This is a genomic window from Nocardia sp. bgisy118 (assembly GCF_057708605.1).
Map to the genome: position 1 here is coordinate 1 of NZ_JBYISM010000003.1, position 24497 is coordinate 24497.

Consider the following 24497-nt stretch of genomic DNA (forward strand, 5'->3'; position numbering starts at 1 on the left):
AACCGGGCCGCGAACGGGCTCGTAAGACTCGCCCTAGGGGTGGTTGGGAGGGTGGGGATGGTGCGTTCGGTTGTTTGGAGGTTCCGGGTGGGCGGGTCTTGCGGCTGCGGGGCGGGTGGTGAGTGAGTGGATCCTTGTGGCTGTGGCGGGGGTGATCGGAGGCGAGACGGGACGGGTCACGAACGGGCTCCTAAGACTCGCCCCCGGGTGGTTGGAGGTGGGGACGGTGCGTTTGCGCTGGGGTTTGCCGTGCCCGGGGGCAAACGCGCTCGGAGTCAGCGGCTGGGGGCTTCCGATTCCGGGTAGACATCTTCGTCGGTGAGCAGGGCGCTGCCCGCGACTTGGTCTTGGGCCAGAGCTTCCAGGAAGGCGCGGGCCCAGCGGTCCACGTCGTGGGCGAGGACCTGGCGGCGCAGGGAGCGCATGCGGCGGCGTTTGGTGTCGCGGTTGTCTTCCAGGGCGGAGACGATGGCGTCCTTCACGCTGTCCAGGTCGTGCGGGTTGCACAGGTATGCCTGGCGGAGCTCGGCGGCGGCGCCGGTGAACTCGCTGAGCACCAGGGCTCCGTTGAGGCCGCTGTGACAGGCGACGTACTCCTTGGCCACCAGGTTCATGCCGTCGCGCAGCGGGGTCACCAGCATGACGTCGGCGGCGACGAAGAAGGCGATCAGCTCGTCACGCGGGATGGGGCGGTGCAGGTAGTGCACCACCGGGTGGCCGACCTGGGCGAACTCGCCGTTGATCCGGCCGACCTGGCGCTCGATGTCGCCGCGCATCTGGATGTAGCTCTCGACGCGCTCGCGGCTCGGGGTGGCCAGCTGCACCATGACGGTCTCGGAAGGGTCGACGCGGCCGTCGATCAGCAGCTCCTCCAGCGCGTTGAGCCGGATGTCGATGCCCTTGGTGTAGTCGAGCCGGTCGACGCCGAGCAGGATGTTCTTCGGGTTGCCCAGCTCGGCGCGGATCTTGGCCGCCCGCTCCCGGATCGAGCGACGCCGCGAGTGCTCGTCCAGCTCGGCCGAGGCGATCGAGATCGGGAACGCGCCGACCCGCACGGTGCGGAAACCCACCTGCACCACGCCGAGCTTGGAACGCACGCCCACGGTGCCGCGCGAGGTCGGCTGTCCGGCCAGTCGCCGCGCCAGGTACAGGAAGTTCTGCGCGCCGCCGGGCAGGTGGAAACCGATCAGATCGGCGCCGAGCAAGCCCTCGATGATCTCGGTCCGCCACGGCATCTGCATGAACAGCTCGACCGGCGGGAACGGGATGTGCAGGAAGAAGCCGATGGTCAGATCCGGCCGCAGCATGCGCAGCATCTTGGGCACCAGCTGCAGCTGATAGTCCTGCACCCACACCGTCGCGCCCTCGGCGGCCACCTTCGCGGTCTCCTCGGCGAACCGGCGGTTCACGTTGACGTAGGCGGACCACCACCTGCGGTCGTAGATCGGCCGGACGATCACGTCGTGATACAGCGGCCACAGCGTGCCGTTGGAGAAGCCCTCGTAGTAATCGATGACCTCCTGCGCCGACAACGGGACCGGATGCAGCTCGAGGCCGTCCTCGATGATCGGATCGACGTCGACGTCGGGCACGCCCGCCCAGCCGACCCACGCGCCCTTGTTGCTGCGCAACACCGGCTCCAAAGCGGTCACCAGGCCGCCGGGGCTGCGCTTCCAGCGGGTGCTGCCGTCGGGGAGTTTCTCCAGGTCGACAGGCAGTCGGTTGGCCACAACGACGAAACCCGAACCCGCGCCTTCCGGAGCGATCGATCCGGCGCGCAAGGCGCCGGGCTCCGGTGGATCGGATTCGGGTAGTTCGGACCGGGCGTGCTGGGAGTCCTCGGACGGCTGTTCGGTCATCTGGTCCACTCACGCATCCTTATTTGGTTGGCGGCGCTCGCGGTGTCCTTCGCGGTCACGCGGGGTTGCTGTCGCCTGGCCCGTCGCTCGCCTCGGTCACGCGTCGCTGATTCGGCGTTGGAGTTTGTCTGTCGAGTCGACGGCGCCGTTGTCGTCGAGCGAGTGGTCGGGTGTTACTCGCCGCGGTTGTTCGGGCCGATGCCGAGCATCGACAGCAGCATCCGGCACTCGTCGGCGTCCTCGGCGTAGGCCGCGACGACCCGCTGCGCCTGACGCGCGGTCTCGTCGGCAAGTGGTTCCAGTTCGTCGTCCGCGATATCGTTCGCGCTGCCCTTCGCGGCCATCTTCTCGTCCTCCCGGCTCATACGCTCGTGCGTGTGAATAGTCAATGTTAAGCGACGCCCTTGCCCCCAAGGCCTCGGAGCCAGTTCACGGTATCGAATCGGCGCCGCCGCACCAGTATCCCGCGAATCCAGAGTGCCTGGTGCACCCGCACTCCGGTGCCTATACCGTGGTGGCGCAGCATCAACTCCACGAAAGGGTCGACAATGCCGCTGGCGACGGTGAACGGAATCTCCCTCAATTACCAGGTCAAGGGCGACCGGTCGAAGGGCACCGACGTCAAGGGCGGCGGGCCGCTCGTCGTGATGATCATGGGCACCGGGAGCCCCGGCCGGGTATGGGAGCTGCACCAGGTGCCTGCGCTGCTCGCCGCCGGATACCGGGTCTGCACCTTCGACAACCGCGGCATCGCGCCCTCCTTCGAGGCGCCCTCCGGCATGACCATCGATGACCTGGTTGCCGACACCGCCGGGCTCATCGAACTGCTCGACGAGGGACCCGCGCTGGTGGTCGGCACCTCGATGGGCGCGCGTGTCGCCCAGGAGCTAGCGCTGGCCAGGCCCGACCTGGTGCGCAAGGCCGTGTTCATGGCCGGGCACGGCCGGCTCGACCAGTTCCAGAAGACGCTTTCGCTCGGCGAGCACGAACTGGACGCGAGCGGGGTCAAGCTACCGCCGAAGTACGAGGCCGCGGTGACCGCGGTGATGAACCTGTCGCCCGCCACCATGGCCGAAACCAACGCCGCGCGCGACTGGCTCGACCTGTTCGAATTCACCGGCGGTCCGGTCACCCCCGGCATCCGCGCGCAGCGCAAGATGGACCACGATTTCGACCGTGTTCAGGCCTACCGTGCGATCTCGGTGCCCTGCCTCGCCGTCGGATTCGCCGATGACCGGATGATCCCCCCGCACCTCACCAGGGAGGTGGCCGAGGCCATCCCCGGCGCCGGCTACCAGGAGATCCCCGACGCCGGACATTTCGGCTACCTGGAGCGCCCGGAGGCGGTCAACAAGTTCCTCCTGGATTTCTTCGCCGCCTGAGGTAACCGCCTACGCGTAACGTCTCCCTTGCTAGGGTCGACACAACGCTCGGGAGTCTTCCGGCGGACGGCCCGTGATTCGCACGGGCGCCGCGCCGGACAGACCCTGCAGCCGATCCCGTACATAGCGCCAGTATCCAGTGAGGTGAAATTGAGCACCAACCCCTTCGATGACGAAGACGGCCGCTTCTTCGTCCTGGTCAACGACGAGGAACAGCATTCCCTGTGGCCCGCCTTCGCCGAGGTTCCGGCCGGTTGGCGCGTCGTCTTCGGTGAGGACAGCCGCGCTGCCTGCGTCGAGTACGTCGAGAAGAACTGGACCGACATGCGTCCGAAGAGTCTGCGTGACGCGATGGCCGCCGACGACGCGGCCCGACAGGGCGCCCAGTCCTGAACCGCGGTATTCGATACTGCGCCGGGGACTCTCGCTGAGCCGCCACCGCGTGGCACCGTAAAGCCGGTGTCACGCGGCGGGCAGGCCCGGCTATGATTGGTCCGCTTCTCGCCTCCTTAGCTCAGTGGTAGAGCACTCGCCTTGTAAGCGAAAGGTCGTCAGTTCAATCCTGACAGGGGGCTCGTTCGTGAGAGGGCGCTCGGTTCTTGGAGCCGGGCGCCCTTTTGCAGCCGCTTCGCGGCTGAGCTCAGTGGTAGAGGCTCTGCCGTTTTTGTAAGCGAAAGGTCGTCAGTTCAATCCTGACAGGGGGCTCGTTCGCTCTGCCACTCAGTCGCGGTCCGCGATGGGCGTATCGGGACCATCGTTGTGGAGCAGCGCGAGCGTGCTCCTGCGCCCGGGCCAGTAGATGGTCCCGTGCTCGAAGCGTTGATACGCGCCGCCGTCGAATTCCTGCTCGTCGGCGACGGGCCAGCCGAGATCGCCGTTCTCGAAACCGGATCGATTCCACCGATCGCGGATCGCGCCGTGCACCCACACCGGCGGACGGCCCGCTCCGTAGCGCAGGTACAGCGCGCCGCCCTGGAAACCCTGCACCTCGCCGAGTCGCACGCCGTCCGCGGCGGTCAGCACGGTCCGGTCGGTGATCGGCCAGCCGAGCGGGCCTCCCTCCCAGCCGAGTTCGGCGAACTTGACGTACAGCTCCGTGGAAATGGCGTGCGCGCCGGTGTCCGGATGCCAGTACACCTGACCGTTCTCGAACTCTGCCCGGCGGCCGACGCCGTCCGGAGTCGCGATCTCGCCCACGGTGATCCTGCGGCCGAGCCACGGCGCGGCCGCGGCGGCGTCGTCGATGGCGTTGCCCTGCCCGGGCGGCGGCCCGCCGCCCGCGTACTCGTTGACGAACGTCTCCAGCCGATCCCAGATGAAGTTGTAGCCGACATCGGTGTGCGTGCCGATCCCCAGCTCCTCGGTGACGTACTTGTGGTCCGAGATGCCCTCCCCGCGCCAGTACGGCGGCGGGATGACGACCGGCTCGAAGCCGTACTTGCGCGCGTCCTGGACCGCGAGCCAGGCCGCGATCCGGACATCGTCCTCGCGCTCCAGCCACTGCGCGCGGCTCCATCCGGCGCGGGACCCGGCGAAGCACAGATTGATGGTGAAGGGGTTGGCGTCGAGGACGCTCCAGCTGGCGTAGTCGGTATCGACCACGTCGCAGACGATCCCGTCGCGCAGCGTGTAGTGGTAGGAGACGCTGTTCGCGGGATTGTTCAGATAGTTCGCCAGCGACTCGGCGGTGCCGTTGCCCTCCTGCGTGTGCAGCAGGAAGTTGGTGACGCGCGCGCCGTGGCGGCTGCTGCGTGAATTGCCCATGCGGTCGAGCTCGATGTACTCGGGTTGGGTCACGGGCCGCGGCGCGCGGTCGAGCGACCACTGCCCGTAGTCCGCGGCGTAGACGTCGTTCACGTCGACGGACGAGCCGTCGATGATCGGGCCGGGGTTCGTCGGGGTGTCGACGATGCGCTGATACAGCGAAATGCCTTCGGCGATATCGCCTTCCGACCACGCCTTGGTCTGCCAGGCCCAGTGCCGGCCCGGCGTGGTCGACCGGCCGACGACGCCGTCGCGGATGGCCCACAGGCACACCTCGTCGTGGCCGTAGACGCCGGTCCACTCCTGGCCGATCGCGTTGTTCACGCCGCGGAAGAAATGCACGGCCTTGGTGTTCCAGGTGTCCTCGTCGATGTCCTCGTCGACGGCGAAGTAGATCGGGCAGTAGCCGGGCCCGCCCGCCGCGAAATGGCGTTGCTTCGCCTCCTGTCCCATCCGGGCGCCGCCCTCGTAGCCGAGGGTGTAATCCGAAGGAGCGCTCGCGTTGCCGGTTTTGCCGTACTGCCAGATCGAGACGATGTCCAGACCGGCGGCGCGAATGCGGTCGGCGTATTCGCGCGTGAGCGGCTTGGCCCCGAAGTTCGAGCCAGGCCGCGACGTCGAGACGTAGGCGAGCACCGCGATGTGCCCGGCGTCCCGGATGGCTCGCGGATCGATCTGCCGCGCCGCGTAATCCACTGCTGTGACCATCGTTGCCCCTTCGTTTGCGTTGGTGCCGATTCCCCCCGGCCGTTACTCACGGCCGAGCCCGGGCCGACGACGCCGAAGAGCCTGAGGGTCGGCCGCCTCGAGATATCGCGGCCGAAATTCCGCAGGAAGGTGACGGCGTCGCCGTCGAGAACTTCGAACGGCGCGGTATGCCTGAGTGCCACCGGCGTTCACGTCGATCCGGTCGACATGCGGTCCGCCGGGCCGAGCACCGTCAGGCAGTGCGCGCTTCGCCGACGGCGGGTAGTCGGTCGGCGGCGAGGCAATCCGGATGATCGGGGAGCAGAGGTCTCCGCAGCGGCGCTGGGTCCTTCGGCAACGGCGCGGGGTCCTTCGACGACGGCGCTCGGTTCTTCGATACTGTTGCCGGAGAAGGGAACTGAACGTGGCTATCAACCATGACACCACTCGTTTCGTGCGGAGCTGCAACGTCTGAAAGCCGTCTTCGTGCAACGGCACCGCTAACTGATAAAAGTGTAGAGCAGCGCGCGCGCTGGACAAGAGCGTTCATCGAACAGTCATGAAAGCCGGTGCGATCCAGGTCGGGTCGGCCGAACGGAAAAGGGCGCTCGGTTCGCCACCGAGCGCCCTTCGGCTTTGGGGAACGCGTCGCGCGACTCGCTCAGTCCGGCACGTTGGCGCCGTGGCCGAGATCCCGCAGCGCCTGCTTGATCTTGGCCTGCGCCTCGTCCAGCGACTCGGGCGAGGGGTTCGGGTCGGCGCCGGAGATGTCGAAGTTTCCGAGGCTGTAGGCAGGGAAGACGTGCACGTGCAGGTGCGGCACCTCGAGCCCGGCGATGAGCAGACCGGCGCGCGGCGCGTCGAACGCGGCCCGCACGGCCTTGCCGATCTGCTGCGCGACGCCGTTGAGGCGCGCGAAGGTGTCGGCATCGATGTCCTGCCACTGGTCGATTTCCTTGCGCGGCACCACGAGCGTGTGCCCCTGGGTGACCGGCGCGATGGTCAGGAAGGCGACGAATTCGTCGTCCTCCCAGACGAATCGACCAGGGATCTGACCGGCGATGATCGCACTGAAGACGGAAGCCATATCCGCAGCGTAGTCCGCGGACGGCCGCGCGCTACACCGCCACGAAGTGCGAGAGCAGGCCCTGTACCTCGTAGATGTCGACCTGCCGGTTGAACCGCTTCTGCAGCGGCTCGTGCGTGCCCGCGATCCAGATGACGAGCTCGGCGTCCAGATCGAAGGTGCCCGCCGTCTCCACCGCGAAATGCGTGATCGAGCGGTAGGGGATGCTGTGATAACTCACCTTCCTGCCGGACAGGCCCTGCTTGTCCACCAGGATCAGGCGGCGGTTGGTGAAGAGGATGGCGTCGCGCACCAGGAGGTAGGCGGAATAGATCTGCTCGCCGTTGCCGAGCAGCTTCGCGTACTCCTGCTGCGCCTGGCCGGGATCGATGCGCCCGGCGTTGCCCATCAGTCCGTCGATCAGACCCATGATCTGCACGTCCTTCGCGGTGGCGGGAGACGGTCCGGCGGATCGTCCGAACCCTCCCCACCCATGATCCACGGGCCGCGGCCGCGACGGATGAAAGGCGGCAATCGAATTCGCGATCGGTCGGCTGTCGGTGGTCGAACGGTGGGCGAACGGCCGCCGAACGCGGGACGTCCAGAAGGCCGATGCCCGGCGAGGCCGATAGTCGCTTCACCTAAGCTGTTGCCCGTGCGCGTACTCGTCATCGGTTCCGGAGCCCGTGAACATGCCCTCGTCCTCAGCCTGCGCCGCGACCCCGCGGTGAGCGCGCTCTACGCCGCGCCGGGCAACGCGGGCATCGCGCAGCACGCGCAGGTGCGTCCGGTGGACCCGTCCTCGGCCGAGGCCGTCGTCGCGCTGGCCACCGAACTGTCCGCTGACCTGGTGATCATCGGGCCCGAGGTGCCGCTGGTGCTCGGCGTCGCCGACGCGGTGCGCGCCGCGGGTATCGCCTGTTTCGGCCCGTCGGGCGCGGCCGCCAGGATCGAGGGCTCGAAGGCTTTCGCCAAGGACGTGATGGCGGCGGCCGGGGTGCGCACCGCGCACAGCGAGGTCGTCGACAACCCCGCCGAGTTGGACGCCGCGCTCGATCGTTTCGGCCCCACCTGGGTCGTGAAGGACGACGGCCTCGCCGCGGGCAAGGGCGTCGTGGTCACCGCCGACCGCCTCGCGGCCCGCGATCACGGGGCCGAACTGCTCGAGCAGGGCCACCCGGTGCTGCTGGAGTCGTTCCTCGACGGCCCGGAGGTCTCGCTGTTCTGCCTGGTCGACGGCGAGACGGTGGTGCCGCTGCTGCCCGCGCAGGATCACAAGCGCGTCGGCGACGGCGACACCGGCCCCAACACCGGCGGCATGGGCGCGTACACGCCGCTGCCGTGGCTGCCGGAGGAAACTCTCACCGCGATCGTCGAGGACGTGGTGAAGCCGGTCGCCGCCGAGATGGTGCGCCGCGGCTGCCCGTTCTCCGGCCTCCTCTACGCCGGGCTCGCGATCGGCGCCGCCGGGCCCGCGGTGGTCGAATTCAATTGCCGCTTCGGCGATCCCGAGACCCAGGCGGTGCTCGCCCTGCTGGAGAGCCCGCTCGGCGAACTGCTGAACGCCACCGCGACCGGCACTCTCGCCGAGGTCGCGGCGCCGCGCTGGCGAGACGGCTCGGCCGTCACCGTCGTGATCGCCGCCGAGAACTACCCGGGCCGTCCGCGTCTCGGCGACGTGATCACCGGCATCGGCGAGGCCGCGCAGGACGACGCCGCCGTGCTGCACGCGGGCACCGCGCTGCGTGAAGACGGCGCGCTGGTCTCCGCGGGCGGCCGGGTGCTGAGCGTCGTCGGCGTCGGCGGCGACCTCTCCGAGGCCCGCACCAAGGCCTACGACCGCATCGCCTCGATCAAACTCCCCGGCAGCCACTACCGCACCGACATCGGCCTCGCCGCCGTCGAGAACCGCATCGCCCTCCCCACCCGGTAGCCCCCTTTCCGCACAAAGACCGTGACGCTGTGCGGCGACATGGTCTGTGGGGTCAGAAGCTGAGTCCGTGCAGGGCCAGCCAGGCGCGCGGGTCGACGTGCTGTCCGCCGACGATCACCTCGAAGTGCAGGTGCGGGCCGGTGGAATCGCCGCGGTTGCCCATGCGGGCGATCTGCATGCCCGCGGGCACGCGCTCGCCGACGGAGACGAAGAAGTCGTACATGTGCCCGTAGACGGTGATGGATCCGTCGTCGTGGCGGATGCGCACCCACAGGCCGAAGCCCTGGGCGGGGCCCGCGTCGATCACGGTGCCGTTGGCGACCGCGTAGATCGGGGTGCCGATGGGGGCCGCGATATCGATGCCGTTGTGGAAAGTGCCCCAGCGAGAACCGAATCCGGAGGTGAACGTGCCCCGGGTCGGCAGCACGAAGCCGCCGATTCCGGGCAGGATCGAGCCGGGCGGCAGCGGCGCGGTGCCGCCCATCCACGGCTGCCATTCGCCCGCGGCGGCCGCGGCGGCCTCGGCCTTCGCGCGTTCCAGTGTCGCCCGCGCCGCCGCCGCGACCACGGCCTGCTCGCGGCGGCGCTCACCGTTGGCGATGGCGTTGAGGTAGCGGCGCACCGAGGGCGGGGTCGACTGCATCTCCTGCGGGTGGGCGAAGAAGACGCGCATCGCCTCGTTCGGGCCGGGGGTGCGTTCACTGACGCCCCAGTCGAAAGGCGTGTCGGCGCCCGCAAGGAGCAGGGTCGCGATCAGCCCGGCGATCAGCACCCGGTGCTTGCGCAACAGGGCTCGATAGTCCTGCCGTTTCTGCTCGGTCCAGAGTTCGCGCAGATCGGGGCGGGGACGGCGGCGTAGTCCGTCGAACTCGGTGCGGGCACGCCGCAGCAGCTCACGTGGGCCGGACCGCTCCCGCTTTTCGGCACGCCAATCGGGCGGAATGACGCCGATGCCACCCACTCCGCGTACCCGATCGAGCCCCGCGCGGCGAGCCTTTTCAAGCATTACGCCGACCTTAGTGGTGCGTGCGGAACGAACGGGCGGATGCGGGTAGATGTCGGCCGGGAAAGCTCTCCGGCGAAAGCCGAGCGTTGCCGACATGGCGTCGTGTGCGAGGGTCTACCGTCTGTCGGGTGTCTGGAGAATCTCGCCGGTCGACCATTCCACCTTTCTACGTGATGGATGTCTGGAAAGCCGCCGCGGAGCGCGCCCGAACCCACGGCGACGTGCTGGTGCTCGCGGCCGGCCAGCCGTCGACGCCCGCCCCTGCTCCGGTGCTGCGCGCGACCAAAGCCGCGATCGACGCCGAATTGCTCGGCTACACAGAGACTTTCGGCATCCTTCAGCTGCGCGAGGCGATCGCCGAGCACCACAGGGACACCTACGGCTACCACGTCGACCCCGACGAGGTAGTGGTGACGACCGGCTCGTCCGGCGCGTTCACCCTCATCTTCCTGGCCGCCTTCGACGCGGGGGACACCGTGGTGGTGGCGCGGCCCGGCTATCCGGCCTACCGCAACACCCTCACCGCGCTCGGCTGCCGGGTGGTCGAACTGGACTGCGGCCCCGAAACTCGGTTCCAGCCGACCGTGGCCATGCTCGACGCGTTGCCCGAACCGCCCGCGGGACTCGTGGTCGCCAGCCCGGCCAATCCGACCGGAACCATGATCGCCCCGGCCGAACTCGCCGCGCTGGCCCGGTGGTGCGCCGCGCACGGGACACTGCTGATCTCCGACGAGATCTACCACGGCATCACCTACGAGAGCACAGGCTCGGACGCACAGACCTCCTCCGCGTGGGAGACCTCCCGCGAATCCGTGGTTATCGGCTCGGTTTCCAAGTACTTCTCCATGACCGGCTGGCGGCTCGGCTGGATGCTCGCGCCGAGCAGGCTGCGACCCGCGCTGCAACGGCTGGCCTCCAATATGACGGTGTGCCCGCCCGCGGTCTCCCAGTACGCGGCGCTGCACGCCTTCGGGGCCGAGGCCAAGACGGAGCTCGACGGACACGTCCGGCGTTACGCGGTCAACCGGCGGCTGCTGCTCGACGGGCTGCCGAAACTCGGGATCACCGATCTCGCGCCCGCGGACGGCGCCTTCTACGCTTACGCCGACATCGGCCATCTCACCGACGATTCGCGCGTGTGGTGTGCCGAGGTGCTCGAGCACACCGGGGTCGCGCTGGCGCCCGGCATCGACTTCGATACCGTGGCCGGGCGCCGCACCGTTCGCTTCTCGTTCGCGGGTGCTACCGCGGACATCGAGGCGGCGCTGCTCCGGCTCGGGTACTATCTGCGCGCCTGATCCTTATGTCCGACAACAAGTTTCCACAGTTCGGCACCGGAAACGCCCAGATGAGGTAAAACAACGTTGGCTGGGTTTCGACAATCGATTTCGCACGGATGAACTGATGACGACTGGCACGATGGCACGGTGATAACCGCGACGACCCCGAAAGGCGAACGGCGTCGCCAGGCCCTGGTAGCGGCCGCCGCCGAGTTGTTACTCGAAGGCGGATTCGATGCAGTGCGGCATCGCTCGGTTGCCACGCGCGCGGACCTACCGCTCGCGTCGACCACGTACTACTTCGAATCCCTGGAGGACCTGATCGCCCGCGCGGTCGAGTTCAGCGGGAACGCGGAGCTGGACGCGATGCGCCGCAGGGTCGGCGAGGTGAGTCACCGCCGCCGCGGAGCCGAGGCGACCGTCGACTTGGTGCTCGACCTACTGGTCGGCGCCGACGGGCAGGACGAGGGAGCGCGCGGCCAGCTGATCGCCCGCTACGAGCGTTCGGTGGCCTCGGCGCGGCATCCCGAGCTACGTGAGGTCCAGCTACGGCTACGGGCCCAGCTCGACGAGCTGCTCTCCGACGTACTGCGGCGTTCGGACCGGTTGGTGCGGCACGAACAGCTGCGCAGGCTGATCGCGGTGGTCGACGGCGCGGTGGTCGCGGCACTCAGCGAAAGCAACCCGGAACCCCGGCGAATGGCGCGCGGCGCGCTGCTCGAGGTGATCGATATCGTCGCCCCGGCGACGCCGCAGCAAGTGGACAGGTTCCGAGCACTAGACTGACCAGACGTGAGTCTCGTCCCGAATGTCCTCGCCACCCGTTACGCCAGCCCCGAACTGGTGCACCTGTGGTCGCCCGAGCACAAGATCGTGCTGGAACGGCGGCTGTGGCTGGAGGTGCTGCGGGCACAGTCGGAGCTCGGCATCGACATCCCGGCCGGCGTGATCGCCGACTACGAGCGGGTGATCGACCGCGTCGACCTCGCGTCCATCGCCGAGCGCGAGCGGGTCACCCGGCACGACGTGAAGGCGCGTATCGAGGAGTTCAACGCGCTGGCCGGGCACGAGCACGTGCACAAGGGTATGACCAGCCGCGACCTCACCGAAAACGTCGAGCAGCTGCAGATCCGGCTCTCGCTCGAGCACGTGCACGCGCACGGCGTGGCGATCGCGGCGCGGCTGGCCGAGCGCGCGGCCGAGTACCAAACCGTGGTCATGGCGGGCCGCTCGCACAACGTGGCGGCGCAGGCCACCACCCTCGGCAAGCGCTTCGCCTCGGCCGCCGACGAACTGCTGATCGCGCTGACCCGGCTGCGCGAGCTCATCGACCGTTATCCGCTGCGCGGTATCAAGGGCCCGATGGGCACCGCGCAGGACATGCTCGACCTGCTCGACGGCGACCCGGCCAAGCTGGCCACGCTGGAGCAGCAGGTGGCGAGGCACCTCGGATTCGCGACCGTGTTCACCAGCGTGGGCCAGGTCTACCCGCGCTCGCTCGACCACGACGTGCTCTCCGCGCTGGTGCAGGTGGGTGCGGGCCCGTCGTCGTTCGCGCACACCATCCGGCTGATGGCGGGCCACGAGCTGGTCACCGAGGGCTTCCAGCCCGGGCAGGTGGGCAGCTCGGCCATGCCGCACAAGATGAACACGCGCTCGTGCGAGCGGGTCAACGGCCTGCAGGTGGTGCTGCGCGGCTATGCCTCGATGGCCGCCGAACTCGCGGGCGCGCAGTGGAACGAGGGCGACGTGTTCTGTTCCGTGGTGCGCCGCGTCGCGCTGCCGGACGCGTTCTTCGCCATCGACGGCATGATGGAGACCTTCCTCACCGTGCTCGCCGAGTTCGGCGCCTACCCGGCCGTGATCGCCCGCGAGCTCGACCGCTACCTGCCGTTCCTCGCCACCACCCGCATCCTGATGGCCGCGGTCCGCGCGGGCGTCGGACGGGAGACCGCGCACGAGGTCATCAAGGAGCACGCCGTCGCCGTCGCCCTCGCCATGCGCGAACAGGGCCGCGAGCCCGACCTGCTGGACCGCCTCGCCGCCGACCACCGCCTCCCCCTCGACCGCCCGGCCCTCGACGCCGCCCTCGCCGACAAGTCCGCCTTCATCGGCGCCGCAGGCGCCCAGGCCGCCGACGTGGTCGCCCAGGTCCAAAAACTGGTCGACGCCTACCCCGAAGCCGCCCGCTACACCCCATCCCCGATCCTCTAGCCGCACACGCGAAACCCGGCTGCCACCGTCCCTTCGCTTCGGCTGTGGCGGTTAGGGTGCGGTGTGGATCCGTACACGATTTTCGCTGACATCATTGCCGGGCGGGCGCCTGCTTCCAAGGTGTACGAGGACGACGATGTGGTCGCGTTCATGGATATTCGGCCGATGACGCCGGGGCATTTGTTGGTGGTGCCGCGGGTGGCGGCGCGGAGTCTCGCGGAGTTGGATCCGGTGGTCGGTGGGAAGCTGTTTCAGGTGGGGCAGCGGCTGGCGGGGGCTTTGCGGGAGAGTGAAGTGGGGTGTGACGGGGTCAACTTCTTTCTCGCGGACGGCGTGACGGCGGGGCAGGAGGTGTTCCACGTGCACCTGCACGTCATCCCGCGCATCCCGGGCGACGGCTTCGGATTGCGCGGGCGGCCGACCAGTCCACACCGCGCTGACCTGGACTATCTGGCCGGATCCATTCGCGGGGCGCTGGCGCGGACGGAGCCCGCAGGGGGCCGGTGAACGCTCGAGCGGGACGTGAAAGCCCTTACGTACTGGGCAGTTTGCTGCGATAGCGCCAAGATCTCGAATCCCTCCCGCAACTCCATGGAGTGGGTTACGTTGGATGCCATTGTCGTGCAGTGTTGGAGGGCGGGACATGCGGCGTACCAAAGTTGCTGTTGCAGTGCTCTCCTGCGCGATCGCGATGCTCGGGCCATGGGCGGTCGAACCCGCGTCCGCCTCGGCCGCTCGGATCGTGCGAATCTCCGAGCTGGGCCCGACCCGCTCCTCGGTGTTCATCGATTCCCCCGCGATGGGCCGAACGGTCCAGGTCGACGTGCTGCACCCGGCGGACGGCGGCTCCAGGCCCGCCTACTACCTGCTGGACGGCCTCGACCCCGGCGTCGGCCAGAGCACCTGGACCAACGCGACCGACGCCGAGGCGTTCTTCCGCGGCAAGAACGTCAACGTGGTGCTGCCCGTCGGCGGCCAGGCCAGCTACTACACGGACTGGCAGCGGGACGACCCGCGCTTCGGCCGCTACAAGTGGGAGACCTTCCTCACCCAGGAACTGCCGCCGTTGATCGAGGAGACCTTCGACGGCAACGGCGTGAACGCGATCGGCGGCCTCTCGATGGGCGGCAGCGCGGCCTTCATCCTGGCCGCCCGCCACCCGCACCTGTATCGCGCGATCGCGGGCTACAGCGCCTGCCCCGACACCGGACTCGCCACCGGCGGAGTGATGTTCTCCATCGCCAACCGCGGCGGCAACCCGGTCAACATGTGGGGCGCGCCGGGCAGCCCGGCCTGGGCCGAGCACGATCCCTCGCTGATGGCGGATCGCTTGCGCGGCAAGACGATCTACCTGTCCACGGGCACCGGCGTGCCTGGCCCGCACGAGGCCGAGTTCAAGCCGCAGCTGGCCGAGAACATCTTCCTCGGCGGTCCGGTCGAGGTCGGCATCAACACCTGCGTGATCACCTTCGAGCGGCGGCTGCGCGGCATGGCCATTCCGGCGCGCATCGACTACAGCCCGGTCGGCACCCACTCCTGGTCCTACTGGCAGGACACGCTGCACGCCTCCTGGCCCACCCTGGCCCCGGCCATCGGCGCCTGATCCGGCAACCGCCCGGCGCGAATCCGATCGCGCCGGGCGTCGCGCGATCACAGCCGGGACAGTTCGCTCTCCGACCACGCCGGATAGTCGGTGTAGCCCTTCGCATCTCGCCCGTACAACCCTTCCTCGCGAACCGAAGCCAGCGGCAGGCCGCGCGTGATCCGTTCCACCAGATCGGGATTGGCGATGAAAGCCCGCCCGAAGGAGACGAGATCGGCGACGCCGTCCCGCAGCACCGCTTCCGCGCCTTCGGCGGCGGTCGGCTGGCGGTTCTCGCCGATGTTCGCGATCAGCGTGCCACGCCAGCGCGGTCGCAGATCGGCGAGCGCGGGATAGTCGTCGTTGTCGATGAGATGCAGGTAGGCCAGCTCGCGAGAATCCAACTCGTCCACCAGCTTTCGGTACAGGGGCGCCGGATCGTCTTCGCGCATGTCGAATTGCGGGTTGCCGGGCGAGAGCCGGATCGCGGTGCGGCGCGATCCGATCGCCTCGGCCACCGCGTCCAGGATGGCCAGCGGCGCCCGCATCCGGTTGACGTTCGAACCGCCGTATTCGTCCGTGCGCAGGTTGGTGTTGTCGGCGAGGAACTGGTGCACCAGATAGCTGTTGGCGCCGTGGATTTCGACGCCGTCGAAGCCCGCGGCCACGGCATTGCGGGCGGACGCGGCGTACTGGCCGATGATCGCGGTGATGTCGTCCCGGCTCAAGACACCCGGTGTGATCGGATCGGCCTTGCCGCCCTCGATCAGGTGCACGCGATCCGGATCGATCACCGCGGAGGGGCCCGCGGGCCATGATCCGTCGATGCGGCCGCGCGGATGGTTCTTGCGGCCGCCGTGCATCAGCTGGGCGAAGATCCGTCCGCCGTTGGCGTGCACGGCGGCGGTGACCCGGCGCCAGGCGTCGACGTGGGCTTCGGTCTCCAAGCCGGGCGCCCACGCCTCGCTCTGGCCGGTCGAATGCGGCCAGATTCCCTCGGTGACGATCAATCCGGCGGCGGCGCGCTGCGCGTAGTAGTCGACGACATCGGAGGTGGGGGAGCCGTCCGGCAGCGAGCGCAACCGGGTCATCGGTGACATGACGATCCGGTTCGGCAGGGCCAGTTCGTGGTTGCGGTAGGGCGTCAGAAGCTGCATGACGCGTACGCTAGGACCTGACATCAATGTCAGGTCAAGAGCAGTTGGTGCGAGGAGTCGAGGATGCGCATCGGGGAACTGGCCGAGCGGACCGGCGTCAGCGTCCGGTCGCTGCGGTACTACGAGGACAAGGGCATGCTCGCCGCGGCGCGCAGCTCCGGCGGGCAGCGCGAATACCCGGAGGCCGCCGTGGACCGGGTCAACCGGATTCAAGAGATGTTCGCGGCCGGGCTGACCAGCGACACCATCGCCGAACTGCTCCCGTGCATCCACGACACGGACGGCACGCCGAGCGCTGCGGCCACCCCGTTCCTGGTGCAGAAGCTGACCGAGGAGCGAGCCAGGATCGACCGGGCGCTGCGGGACCTGCACAGCACCTGCGAGGTGCTCGACGGCGTCCTCCGGGCCGCGGGTGGTGAGGCGCCGCCGCCGGAGTTCCATCGCGCCGAGGATTCGACGACCCGCAAGTAGGGTGGATCCCATGTCTGTCGAAAGTGTGGTGGCGGCGCCGATCGCCAAGACGGTGCCTGCCGAGCGGGTGCATCACGGCGACGTCTTCGTCGACGAGTACGAGTGGCTGCGGGACAAGGAGGATCCCGAGGTCATCTCCCACCTCCAGGCGGAGAACGCCTACACCGAGGCGCAGACCGCCCACCTGCAGGGCCTGCGCGAGAAGATCTTCGAGGAGATCAAATCGCGCACCCAGGAGACCGACCTCTCGGTGCCGACCAGGATGGGCGAGTTCTGGTACTACTCGCGCAGCTACGAGGGCAAACAGTACGGCGTACACTGCCGCTGCCCGATCGACGAGCAGGCCGAGGGCATTGATGCCTGGACCCCGCCGCGGCTCGAGGCCGACAGCGAGATCCCCGGCGAACAGGTGCTGCTGGACAGCAACGAGCTGGCCGCGGGCCACGCCTACTTCGCCCTCGGCGCGTTCTCGGTGAGCCACGACGGTCACCTGCTCGCCTATTCGGTCGACACTGTCGGCGACGAGCGCTACACCCTGCGATTCCAGGACCTGCGCAGCGGTGAGTCGCTGGCCGACGAGATCGTGGGCACCGCGCCGGGCGCGACCTGGTCGCTGGACGGCAGCCACGTCTTCTATCAGACGGTGGACGAGTCCTGGCGGCCCGACACCGTGTGGCGGCACCGGCTCGGCGCGGCGACCGATACCGACGTGAAGGTCTTCCACGAGCCCGACGAGCGCTACTGGGTGAGCATCGGCTCGACCCGCTCGGAGAAGTACCTGATGATCTGGGTCGGCTCCAAGATCACCACCGAGGGTTGGGTGCTCGAATCCGACAACCCCGAGGGCGAATTCCGGATCGTCATGCCGCGGCGCGAGGGCGTCGAGTACTCGGCCGAGCACGCCGTGATCGGCGGCGAGGACCGCTTCCTGATCCTGCACAACGACGTCGTGGACGGCGTCAAGGCGGAGAACTTCGTGCTCGCCGAGGCGCCGGTCGACGACCCGTCGAACCTGACGCTGCTCATCGGCCACCGCGACGACGTGCGGCTCGAGGACGTCGACGCTTTCGCCGATCACCTGGTGCTGAGCTACCGGCGCGAGGCCCTGACCAGGGTGGCGGTATGGCCGCTCACCGCGTCCGGCTACGGCGAGCGGCGCGAACTCGAATTCGATCTGGAGCTCTTCGCGGTCGGCGCGGGCGCCAACCCGGAATGGGCCCAGCCGACCCTGCGCATCGGTCTGACCTCGTTCATCACCCCGATGCAGGTGTTCGACTACGTGCCTGCCACCGGCGCGTTGCTGCTGCGCAAGGAGCAGCCGGTGCTCGGCGGCTACGACGCGAACGACTACGAGCAGCGCCGGGATTGGGCGGTCGCCGCGGACGGCACCCGGGTCCCGATCTCGCTGGTGTGGAAGAAGGGCGCGGTGGCCGAGGGCGAGCCGAAGCCGCTGCTGCTCTACGGCTACGGGTCCTACGAGGCGAGCATGGATCCGTCCTTCTCGGTGGCGCGGTTGTCGCTGCTCGACCGCGGCATGCTGTTCGCGGTCGCGCACGTGCGCGGCGGCGGCGAGATGGGCAGGCTCTGGTACGAGAACGGCAAGACGCTCACCAAGAAGAACACCTTCACCGACTTCGTGGCCTGCGCTCGGCAGCTGATCGACACCGGGGTGACCACCGCCGATCGGATGGTCGCCGACGGTGGCAGCGCGGGTGGGCTGCTGGTAGGCGCCGTGGCGAACCTGGCGCCGGAGCTGTTCCGCGGTGTTCTCGCGAACGTGCCCTTCGTCGACCCGCTGACCTCGATCCTCGATCCCTCGCTGCCGCTCACCGTCATCGAGTGGGACGAGTGGGGTAATCCGTTGGCGGACAAGGACGTCTACGAGTACATGAAGTCCTACTCGCCGTACGAGAACGTCGAGGCCAAGGACTACCCGGCGATCCTGGCCGTCACGAGCCTGAACGACACCAGGGTGCTCTATGTCGAGCCCGCCAAGTGGGTGGCCAAGCTGCGCGCGACCAAGACCGGTGACGCGCCGCTGCTGCTCAAGACCGAGATGAGCGCAGGCCACGGCGGCGTCAGCGGCCGCTACGAGAAGTGGAAGGAAGTGGCCTTCGAGCACGCCTGGGTGCTCGACACGGTCGGGCTGGCATAGGACCGTTCCGGCGGCCTCCCGATCTCGGCGGGCCGCCGGCCGCGAATGCGGTGAGTGTTCGTTCTGCGGTCACGCTCGCTGCACGTCGATGACACTTGCGTCCGGCATCGTAGGTTCATGAACGCTGAGCTGATCGTGTCCGTGTCGGGGATTCGGGACACCACTCGAGACGCCGCGATCGAATTCGCCGCCGAGATGGATCATCGCGACGTGCGGTTGTCACTGCTGGTGGCGCCGCGGTTGAAGGGCAAGTACCGGCTGGTCGACGACCCGGCCACGCAGGCGTGGCTGCGGGGCAGGCGGGCCCGCGGCGACGCCATCGTGCTGCACGGCTACGACCAGGCGGCGACCAAGCGGCGCAGGGCCGAGTTCGCCACGTTGCCCAAGCACGAGGCGAAGCTGCGGCTCACCGCGGCGGATCGGGTGCTGGAGCAGGTGGAGCTGCGCACCAGGCTCTTCGCCGCGCCGCGCTGGGACGCCTCGGCCGGCGCCATCGCCGCGCTGCCGGAGACGGGTTTCCGGGTGGCGCTGGGTCTGACCTCGATCCTCGACCTGGAGCGCAACGCGGCGCAGAAGGCGCGCGTCTATGGCATCGGCGAGGGTTTCCGTGCCGAGCCGTGGTGGTGCCGGGCCCTGGTCATGGGCGCTGCGCGTACCGCGCGGCGTGGCGGCGTGCTGCGCTTGGCCGTTTCCGCGGCGCAGTTGCAGCGCTCGGGTCCGCGCCAGGCGATGCTGGACGCGGTGGATCTGGCGCTGTTCCACGGCGCGGTCAGCGAGGTGTACCGCTGGGAGCCGGTCGACCTGGTGCGCGCGGCCTGACGGCCGCGGGCCTCGGTACGCCCGCCGCCGGGTCTGGCGATCGAAGGCGGCGGGCGTACCTTCGCTCGGATGCCTAACCGGTAGGTTCCGTATGCGGGGTTGTCGCGGCGGGCGTCGTGCCGGGCACCTTGGCTTTCGCGTTGTGCGTGAAGCCGCCCGCCTCGGCCCTGGTCAGCGAGACCTTGAGCGGATGGCTGGCCAGCTGTCGCACGCAGCGGTCGACGTCGGCGAGCAGCAGATCGACCATGTCGTGGGTGAAGCCGTGCCGGATGACAGCGCGCATGACCGTCTCCGAACCGCGGTCGGGCGGCAGCGGATACGCGGCGATCAGCCAGCCGCGGGTGCGCAGCCGGTCGGACAGGTCGTAGAGATTGAAGCCCGGCGTGCCGGTGAGCCGCCAGCACACCGCGGCGATGCCGCGATTCGGGTCGCCGTCGTGGATCAGCTCGAATCCGTCGAACGCGGTCAGGCCGTCCGCCAGATGCCGGGCGACCCGGTAGATCGCCTCCTGCAATCGGGTGTAGCCCAGTCTGCCGAGCCGGATGAAGTCGTAGTACTGCGTGATCACCTGGCCGCCCGGCCGGGAGAAGTTCAGATTGAAGGTGGCCATGCTGCCGCCGAGATAGTCGACGTCGAAGATCAGCTCCTGGGGTAGATCGTCGGCCGTGCGCCAGATCGCCCAGCCCGCGCCCAGCGGGGCGAGCCCGGTCTTGTGGCCGGAGGAGTTGATCGATTTCACCCGTTCCAGGCGGAAATCCCACACCAGGTCGGGTGCGGTGAACGGGGCGAGGAAGCCGCCGCTCGCCGCGTCGACGTGCAGCGGAATGTCCAGGCCGCTCGTGGCTTGCAGGTCGTCGAGCGCTTGCGCGATGCCCGCGACGTCCTCGAACAATCCCGTGTAGGTCTGTCCGAAGTTGGCGACCACCATGATGGTGTTCGCGTCGCAGTGCGCGGCCACGTCGTCGGGGTGCATGGTGAGCCGGTCGCCGCGCAGCGGCACCTGACGGATCTCGACGTCGAAGTAGCGGGCGAACTTCTCCCAGCAGACCTGCACGGGACCGCAGACGAAGTTCGGCGTGCCCGAGCCACCGCGCTTGCGCCAGCGGAACTTGGCGGCGAGCCCGCCCAGCATCGCGGCCTCGCTGGACCCGGTGGTGGAGGTGCCGAGCGTGGTCGCGGGATCGGGGGCGTGCCAGAGGTCGGCGAGCATGCACGCGCAGCGGCGCTCCAGCTCCGCGGTCTGCGGGTACTCGTCCTTGTCGACGATGTTCTTGTCCAGCGACTCGTTCATCAGCCTGCGCGCCTGGTCGTCGACCCAGGTGGTGCAGAAGGTGGCGAGGTTCATCCGCGAGACGCCGTCGAGCAGCAGCTCGTCGTGCACGATCTGGTAGGCGGCGTCCGGAATCGTCTCCTTCGCCGGGAATCGCTCCTTGGGTGCGGGGTGGTCGATAGCAGGCAGCGCGAACAGATCGTCGAAGTCCGGTTCAGCGGGCATCAGGGGCCTCCCAGCAAGGCTGCTCATCGATTGCCACGGATCGGTTGATGACCTCATTCTGCAATGAATGGCCTGTACAAGTGGCCAATTCGAGCTGACGCGGCGAATGCTGAGCGGCTGCTGGCGTGCGACACTCCGGTGCTGTGTATGTCTGCCGCGCGGTCCGGCGTTCCGTCGATGGCGGTATGCCCACCGCGTTCGCACGTGTCCTGACCTCGCAGGGGACGGAATCTCGAGCTGATCTGCCACTGTCTTTTCAGCAGTCGAATCGCTGCGGTCGAGTGGGGGTCTCCCTACTGCGACCATAGCAGCGGGTGGGCGCGAACGGTGCTTCGGCTGCGGCGGATCTGGGCCGACGCGGCGGTGGTTGGGCGCGAACGCGCCGTTCTCGCGGCCGGATCGGATGGCATCGCGAACGGCACGCCCGGCCCCGGCAACCGGTCGGTGCGGGGCGGGCGCGATACGGTGATCGCCGTCGAATCGGCCAGCGCCGTGCGGACCGGCTCGGCACCCACCTCCACGAGGTGTGCATCCGAGCTGGACGACACGACGAAGTGAGCTGCCCATGACTTCCGACGATCCGCATACCGCCGACCTGCGCTCGCGCGTCGCGGGACTGATGGCGCAGGCCGAACGCGATCTGGCCCAACTGGTTTCGTTCAAGTCGGTGGCCGACCCTCGGCAGTTCCCCGCGGAGGAGTGCGAGCGTGCCGCGCAGTGGGTGGCCGACGCGTTCGCCGCGGTCGGGCTGACCAGGGTGGGGTTGCACGAGACGGTGGACGGCAGCAAGGCCGTCATCGCCTCGCGTCCCGCGCCGCCCGGTGCGCCGACGGTGCTGCTCTACTGCCACTACGACGTGCAGCCGCCGCTGGACGAGGCGGCGTGGCGCACGCCGGTCTGGGAGCTCACCGAGAAGGAAGGCCGCTGGTACGGGCGCGGCGCGGCGGACTGCAAGGGCAACATCGTCATGCACCTGACGGCCTTGCGCGCCATCGGATCCGAGCTACCCGTCGGGGTCACGCTGGTCGCCGAAGGCTCCGAGGAGCAGGGCACCGGCGGACTGGAGAAATTCGTCGTCGACAACCCGGATCTGCTGCGCGCCGACGCCATCGTGATCGGCGACTGCGGCAACTTCGCGGTCGGCGTGCCGACCTTCACCGAGACGTTGCGCGGCAACGTGAACGTGGTGGTCACCGTGGAAACCCTTGCCGGACCGCTGCATTCGGGCATGTTCGGCGGAGCGGCGCCGGACGCGCTCGCCACGCTGATCCACGTGCTCGCCACGCTGCGCGACGCCGAGGGCAACACCACCGTGGCCGGGCTGGACAACCGGCAGCCCTGGGACGGCGTGCAGTACGATCCCGACCGCTTCCGCATCGACGCCGGTGTGCTCGGCGGCGTGGATCTGGCGGGCGATGGCACGGTCGCCGAAATGCTCTGGGCCCGGCCGACTCTCACCGTGCTCGGCATCGACGCGCCGCGGGTGGTCGGCTCCTCCGCGGCGATCCAGCCCACGGCCCGCGCCCGGCTGAACCTGCGCATTCCGCCGGGCATCGTGCCGGAGGACGCGCACCGGGCGCTGGTCGCTCACTTGGCGGCCAACACTCCGCTGCACGCCAAGCTGACCATCGAGCTGGAGAGCGTGGGAGCGCCGTTTCGCTCCGCCAGCGGCGGCCCCGCCCGCGCCGCCATGGACGCGGCCCTCGCCGCCTCCTACGGCAAGCCGACCACCACCCAGGGGCAGGGTGGTTCTATCCCGCTGTGCAACGTCTTCGCCGACACCTATCCCGACGCGGAGATCATGCTCATCGGCGTCGAGGAGCCGAAGTGCCTGATCCACGCCCCCAACGAGAGCGTGGACCCCTCCGAAATCGAGCACATGGCTTTGGCGGAAGCGCTCTTCCTCACCACCTACGGCCGCTGACCGGAACCGAAGGGTCAGAATTCGCGCTGGTTCTCCGGTTCGAGCACGGTGAATTCCGTTCCCTTCGGGCCCATTTCGGCGAGCCTGCCGAAGTAGATGCCACGCGCCTCGGGCTGGATGATGCCGAAGTGGATGGGCAGGGCGGTGCGCGGGGCGACCGCGCGGAGGTAGTCGACCGCCTCGCTGATCCGCATCCACGGCGCCGCGGCCGGGATGGCCAGCACGCCGACCTGCACCGGCGGGACCCAGAGCGAGTCGCCGGGGTGCACGAGCTGGGCGGGGTCCTCGGCGGTGCCGAGCTGGAAGACGGTGTTGTCGATGACCGGGATATCCGGATGGATGACCGCGTGCCTGCCGCCACCGCCGGTGATCTGCAGATCACCGAGTCGCAGCACGTTGCCCGCGTGCACGGCTTCCCAGCGGTCGCCGCGCTGGGCCGCGGTCTGCGGATCCGACAGCAGGCGGGCGTTCGGGTTGGCCTCGATCAAGGCGTCGATGCGGTTCGGGTCGATGTGGTCGGGGTGCTGGTGGGTGATCGCGATGGCGTCCAGGCCGGTGATGCCCTCGAAACCGTGCGAAAAGGTGCCCGGATCGAAGAGCACCTTCGTGCCGTGCAGTTCGACGAGGATGCAGGAGTGGCCGAAATGGGCTATGCGCATGCCGCCATGCTATTGGCATGGTGTCGATTTTCACCCGACCCCGCAGGTAGCTCGCGCGACCTGAGCAACTACGCTGCTCAGGTAACCCCCGCATACCCATCTGAGGAGCAACGCGTGGCACGAGTCGTGGTCGAGGTGATGCCGAAGGCCGAAATCCTGGATCCGCAGGGGCAGGCCATTGTCGGCGCGCTCCCGCGCCTGGGATTCGCCGGGATCGCTGATGTGCGGCAGGGCAAGCGATTCGAGCTCGACGTGGACGACAGCGTCAGCGACGCCGAGCTCGAGCAGATCGCCGAAGGCCTGCTCGCCAACACCGTGATCGAGGAGTGGAAGGTGGTTCGCCTCCCATGACGGCGCGCATCGGGGTCATCACGTTTCCCGGCACGCTCGACGACGTCGACGCGGCGCGCGCGGTGCGTCTCGCCGGCGCCGAGGCGGTCAGCCTGTGGCACGCCGACGCCGACCTGAAGGAGGTCGACGCGGTGGTCGTGCCCGGCGGCTTCTCCTACGGCGACTACCTGCGTGCGGGCGCCATCGCCCGGTTCGCGCCGGTGATGGGCAAGGTCGTGCAGGCCGCGGGCAAGGGCATGCCGGTGCTCGGCATCTGCAACGGCTTCCAGGTGCTGTGCGAGGCCGGGCTGCTGCCGGGCGCGCTGACCCGCAACGAGGGTCTGCACTTCGTCTGCCGCGACGAATGGCTCACCGTCGAGTCGGTGTCCACCGCGTGGACCTCCCGCTACGAGCCAGGCGCGCAGATCCTGGTCCCGCTCAAGTCCGGTGAGGGCCGCTACCAGGCCTCGGCCGCCGTGCTCGACGAGCTGGAGGGCGAGGGCCGGGTGGTCTTCCGCTACTCGGGCGACAACCCGAACGGCTCGCAGCGCGGCATCGCGGGCATCGCCTCGGCCAACGGCCGGGTGGTCGGCCTGATGCCGCACCCCGAGCACGCCACCGAGCCGCTGACCGGTCCGAGCGACGACGGTCTCGGACTGTTCCTCTCGGTGCTCGACACCCTGGTCTCGGCCTGACGTAATACTTCGGCCCGAG

At 68.9% G+C, this 24497-nt stretch carries 24 protein-coding genes and 1 tRNA gene; 16 read left to right on the forward strand and 9 right to left on the reverse strand.

The window, feature by feature from the left end; all coding sequences use genetic code 11:
- Positions 1-275: 275 nt before the first annotated feature.
- Together AC3EO7_RS04215 and AC3EO7_RS04220 are read right to left on the reverse strand one after the other, a co-directional pair.
- Complete coding sequence (locus AC3EO7_RS04215) at positions 276-1781, reverse strand: alpha,alpha-trehalose-phosphate synthase (UDP-forming) (RefSeq protein ID WP_435590614.1); 1506 nt, start codon at positions 1779-1781, stop codon at positions 276-278.
- A gap of 251 nt (positions 1782-2032) precedes the next feature.
- Positions 2033-2224, reverse strand: a complete 192-nt coding sequence (locus AC3EO7_RS04220; RefSeq protein WP_431964552.1) for a hypothetical protein — start codon at positions 2222-2224, stop codon at positions 2033-2035.
- A 183-nt stretch (positions 2225-2407) separates the two neighbouring features.
- On the opposite strand from AC3EO7_RS04220, the gene AC3EO7_RS04225 reads away from it, so the two are divergent.
- The 3 genes from AC3EO7_RS04225 (at position 2408) to AC3EO7_RS04235 (ending at position 3816) form a co-directional block, all read left to right on the forward strand.
- Positions 2408-3241, forward strand: coding sequence for an alpha/beta fold hydrolase (locus tag AC3EO7_RS04225; RefSeq protein WP_431963621.1), 834 nt, complete (start codon positions 2408-2410; stop codon positions 3239-3241).
- A gap of 150 nt (positions 3242-3391) precedes the next feature.
- Positions 3392-3634, forward strand: coding sequence for an MbtH family protein (locus tag AC3EO7_RS04230; RefSeq protein WP_011207082.1), 243 nt, complete (start codon positions 3392-3394; stop codon positions 3632-3634).
- A gap of 110 nt (positions 3635-3744) precedes the next feature.
- Positions 3745-3816 (forward strand) — tRNA-Thr (locus AC3EO7_RS04235).
- 145 nt (positions 3817-3961) lie between these two features.
- Here the strand turns inward: AC3EO7_RS04235 and AC3EO7_RS04240 are convergent.
- The 3 genes from AC3EO7_RS04240 to AC3EO7_RS04250 form a co-directional block, all read right to left on the reverse strand.
- Positions 3962-5713, reverse strand: coding sequence for a glycoside hydrolase domain-containing protein (locus tag AC3EO7_RS04240; RefSeq protein WP_435590496.1), 1752 nt, complete (start codon positions 5711-5713; stop codon positions 3962-3964).
- Positions 5714-6353: 640 nt separating this feature from the next.
- Positions 6354-6779, reverse strand: a complete 426-nt coding sequence (locus tag AC3EO7_RS04245) for an HIT family protein (protein ID WP_435590497.1) — start codon at positions 6777-6779, stop codon at positions 6354-6356.
- A gap of 31 nt (positions 6780-6810) precedes the next feature.
- On the reverse strand, positions 6811-7188 hold the full coding sequence (locus AC3EO7_RS04250; protein WP_068055805.1) for a PH domain-containing protein: 378 nt from the start codon (positions 7186-7188) through the stop codon (positions 6811-6813).
- A 225-nt stretch (positions 7189-7413) separates the two neighbouring features.
- Here AC3EO7_RS04250 and purD point away from each other — a divergent pair, with 225 nt between their 5' ends.
- Positions 7414-8691 (forward strand): phosphoribosylamine--glycine ligase, encoded by a 1278-nt coding sequence (gene purD / locus AC3EO7_RS04255; protein WP_435590498.1) that lies wholly within the window; start codon positions 7414-7416, stop codon positions 8689-8691.
- A gap of 52 nt (positions 8692-8743) precedes the next feature.
- Here the strand turns inward: purD and AC3EO7_RS04260 are convergent, their stop codons facing one another.
- Entirely contained in the window at positions 8744-9697 is a 954-nt protein-coding gene (locus AC3EO7_RS04260) for a M23 family metallopeptidase (protein ID WP_431963630.1), read from the reverse strand.
- A 128-nt stretch (positions 9698-9825) separates the two neighbouring features.
- Here AC3EO7_RS04260 and AC3EO7_RS04265 point away from each other — a divergent pair, with 128 nt between their 5' ends.
- The 5 genes from AC3EO7_RS04265 to AC3EO7_RS04285 all read left to right on the forward strand — a co-directional run bounded on the left by AC3EO7_RS04265 (position 9826) and on the right by AC3EO7_RS04285 (position 14794).
- Positions 9826-10995: a pyridoxal phosphate-dependent aminotransferase gene (locus AC3EO7_RS04265; protein ID WP_435590499.1), complete on the forward strand. Its 1170-nt coding sequence runs from the start codon at positions 9826-9828 to the stop codon at positions 10993-10995.
- Between the two features lie 129 nt (positions 10996-11124).
- The gene (locus AC3EO7_RS04270) at positions 11125-11763 is read left to right on the forward strand and encodes a TetR/AcrR family transcriptional regulator (protein ID WP_431963634.1); all 639 of its coding nucleotides are present in this window, start codon (positions 11125-11127) and stop codon (positions 11761-11763) included.
- 6 nt (positions 11764-11769) lie between these two features.
- Positions 11770-13191, forward strand: coding sequence for an adenylosuccinate lyase (gene purB / locus AC3EO7_RS04275; RefSeq protein ID WP_431963636.1), 1422 nt, complete (start codon positions 11770-11772; stop codon positions 13189-13191).
- 63 nt (positions 13192-13254) lie between these two features.
- Positions 13255-13698 carry an HIT family protein gene (locus AC3EO7_RS04280; RefSeq protein WP_431963638.1) on the forward strand — a complete coding sequence of 148 codons (444 nt, stop codon included), beginning with the start codon at positions 13255-13257 and terminating at the stop codon, positions 13696-13698.
- 136 nt (positions 13699-13834) lie between these two features.
- Complete coding sequence (locus AC3EO7_RS04285; RefSeq protein ID WP_435590500.1) at positions 13835-14794, forward strand: alpha/beta hydrolase; 960 nt, start codon at positions 13835-13837, stop codon at positions 14792-14794.
- Positions 14795-14841: 47 nt separating this feature from the next.
- Here the strand turns inward: AC3EO7_RS04285 and AC3EO7_RS04290 are convergent, their stop codons facing one another.
- Positions 14842-15930, reverse strand: coding sequence for an alkene reductase (locus tag AC3EO7_RS04290; protein WP_435590501.1), 1089 nt, complete (start codon positions 15928-15930; stop codon positions 14842-14844).
- Between the two features lie 63 nt (positions 15931-15993).
- Between AC3EO7_RS04290 and AC3EO7_RS04295 the strand changes: the two genes are divergently transcribed.
- The 3 genes from AC3EO7_RS04295 (at position 15994) to AC3EO7_RS04305 (ending at position 19375) form a co-directional block, all read left to right on the forward strand.
- Positions 15994-16401, forward strand: a complete 408-nt coding sequence (locus AC3EO7_RS04295) for a MerR family transcriptional regulator (RefSeq protein ID WP_431963644.1) — start codon at positions 15994-15996, stop codon at positions 16399-16401.
- Positions 16402-16411: 10 nt separating this feature from the next.
- Positions 16412-18556 carry a S9 family peptidase gene (locus tag AC3EO7_RS04300; RefSeq protein ID WP_435590502.1) on the forward strand — a complete coding sequence of 715 codons (2145 nt, stop codon included), beginning with the start codon at positions 16412-16414 and terminating at the stop codon, positions 18554-18556.
- A 117-nt stretch (positions 18557-18673) separates the two neighbouring features.
- Positions 18674-19375, forward strand: a complete 702-nt coding sequence (locus tag AC3EO7_RS04305) for a DUF2334 domain-containing protein (protein WP_431963648.1) — start codon at positions 18674-18676, stop codon at positions 19373-19375.
- 73 nt (positions 19376-19448) lie between these two features.
- Here AC3EO7_RS04305 and gad read toward each other — a convergent pair whose 3' ends face one another.
- A complete protein-coding gene (gene gad / locus AC3EO7_RS04310) occupies positions 19449-20870 on the reverse strand; it encodes a glutamate decarboxylase (RefSeq protein ID WP_431963650.1) in 1422 nt (473 codons plus the stop codon).
- Positions 20871-21197: 327 nt separating this feature from the next.
- Between gad and AC3EO7_RS04315 the strand changes: the two genes are divergently transcribed.
- Together AC3EO7_RS04315 and AC3EO7_RS04320 are read left to right on the forward strand one after the other, a co-directional pair.
- Entirely contained in the window at positions 21198-21428 is a 231-nt protein-coding gene (locus tag AC3EO7_RS04315; RefSeq protein ID WP_435590503.1) for a hypothetical protein, read from the forward strand.
- Between the two features lie 7 nt (positions 21429-21435).
- Positions 21436-22794 carry a dipeptidase gene (locus AC3EO7_RS04320; protein WP_435590504.1) on the forward strand — a complete coding sequence of 453 codons (1359 nt, stop codon included), beginning with the start codon at positions 21436-21438 and terminating at the stop codon, positions 22792-22794.
- A 14-nt stretch (positions 22795-22808) separates the two neighbouring features.
- On the opposite strand, the gene AC3EO7_RS04325 is transcribed toward AC3EO7_RS04320, so the two are convergent.
- Positions 22809-23453, reverse strand: a complete 645-nt coding sequence (locus tag AC3EO7_RS04325; RefSeq protein ID WP_431963654.1) for an MBL fold metallo-hydrolase — start codon at positions 23451-23453, stop codon at positions 22809-22811.
- Positions 23454-23567: 114 nt separating this feature from the next.
- Between AC3EO7_RS04325 and purS the strand changes: the two genes are divergently transcribed.
- Positions 23568-23804: a phosphoribosylformylglycinamidine synthase subunit PurS gene (purS, locus tag AC3EO7_RS04330; protein WP_067841963.1), complete on the forward strand. Its 237-nt coding sequence runs from the start codon at positions 23568-23570 to the stop codon at positions 23802-23804.
- The gene (gene purQ / locus AC3EO7_RS04335) at positions 23801-24478 is read left to right on the forward strand and encodes a phosphoribosylformylglycinamidine synthase subunit PurQ (protein ID WP_431963656.1); all 678 of its coding nucleotides are present in this window, start codon (positions 23801-23803) and stop codon (positions 24476-24478) included. The genes purS and purQ overlap by 4 nt, the downstream gene beginning before the upstream one ends.
- The last annotated feature ends 19 nt before the right edge of the window (positions 24479-24497 follow it).

What these genes read in the sequence shown, in the direction of transcription:
- AC3EO7_RS04240 (WP_435590496.1), bottom strand. Translation starts at nt 5,713, where the DNA reads ATGGTCACAGCAGTGGATTACGCGGCGCGGCAGATCGATCCGCGAGCC.
- AC3EO7_RS04290 (WP_435590501.1), bottom strand. Translation starts at nt 15,930, where the DNA reads ATGCAGCTTCTGACGCCCTACCGCAACCACGAACTGGCCCTGCCGAAC.
- purQ (WP_431963656.1), top strand. Translation starts at nt 23,801, where the DNA reads ATGACGGCGCGCATCGGGGTCATCACGTTTCCCGGCACGCTCGACGAC.
- AC3EO7_RS04320 (WP_435590504.1), top strand. Translation starts at nt 21,436, where the DNA reads ATGACTTCCGACGATCCGCATACCGCCGACCTGCGCTCGCGCGTCGCG.
- AC3EO7_RS04285 (WP_435590500.1), top strand. Translation starts at nt 13,835, where the DNA reads ATGCGGCGTACCAAAGTTGCTGTTGCAGTGCTCTCCTGCGCGATCGCG.
- AC3EO7_RS04260 (WP_431963630.1), bottom strand. Translation starts at nt 9,697, where the DNA reads ATGCTTGAAAAGGCTCGCCGCGCGGGGCTCGATCGGGTACGCGGAGTG.
- AC3EO7_RS04325 (WP_431963654.1), bottom strand. Translation starts at nt 23,453, where the DNA reads ATGCGCATAGCCCATTTCGGCCACTCCTGCATCCTCGTCGAACTGCAC.
- AC3EO7_RS04250 (WP_068055805.1), bottom strand. Translation starts at nt 7,188, where the DNA reads ATGGGTCTGATCGACGGACTGATGGGCAACGCCGGGCGCATCGATCCC.
- gad (WP_431963650.1), bottom strand. Translation starts at nt 20,870, where the DNA reads ATGCCCGCTGAACCGGACTTCGACGATCTGTTCGCGCTGCCTGCTATC.
- AC3EO7_RS04225 (WP_431963621.1), top strand. Translation starts at nt 2,408, where the DNA reads ATGCCGCTGGCGACGGTGAACGGAATCTCCCTCAATTACCAGGTCAAG.
- AC3EO7_RS04305 (WP_431963648.1), top strand. Translation starts at nt 18,674, where the DNA reads ATGAACGCTGAGCTGATCGTGTCCGTGTCGGGGATTCGGGACACCACT.
- AC3EO7_RS04295 (WP_431963644.1), top strand. Translation starts at nt 15,994, where the DNA reads ATGCGCATCGGGGAACTGGCCGAGCGGACCGGCGTCAGCGTCCGGTCG.
- AC3EO7_RS04300 (WP_435590502.1), top strand. Translation starts at nt 16,412, where the DNA reads ATGTCTGTCGAAAGTGTGGTGGCGGCGCCGATCGCCAAGACGGTGCCT.
- AC3EO7_RS04220 (WP_431964552.1), bottom strand. Translation starts at nt 2,224, where the DNA reads ATGAGCCGGGAGGACGAGAAGATGGCCGCGAAGGGCAGCGCGAACGAT.
- AC3EO7_RS04245 (WP_435590497.1), bottom strand. Translation starts at nt 6,779, where the DNA reads ATGGCTTCCGTCTTCAGTGCGATCATCGCCGGTCAGATCCCTGGTCGA.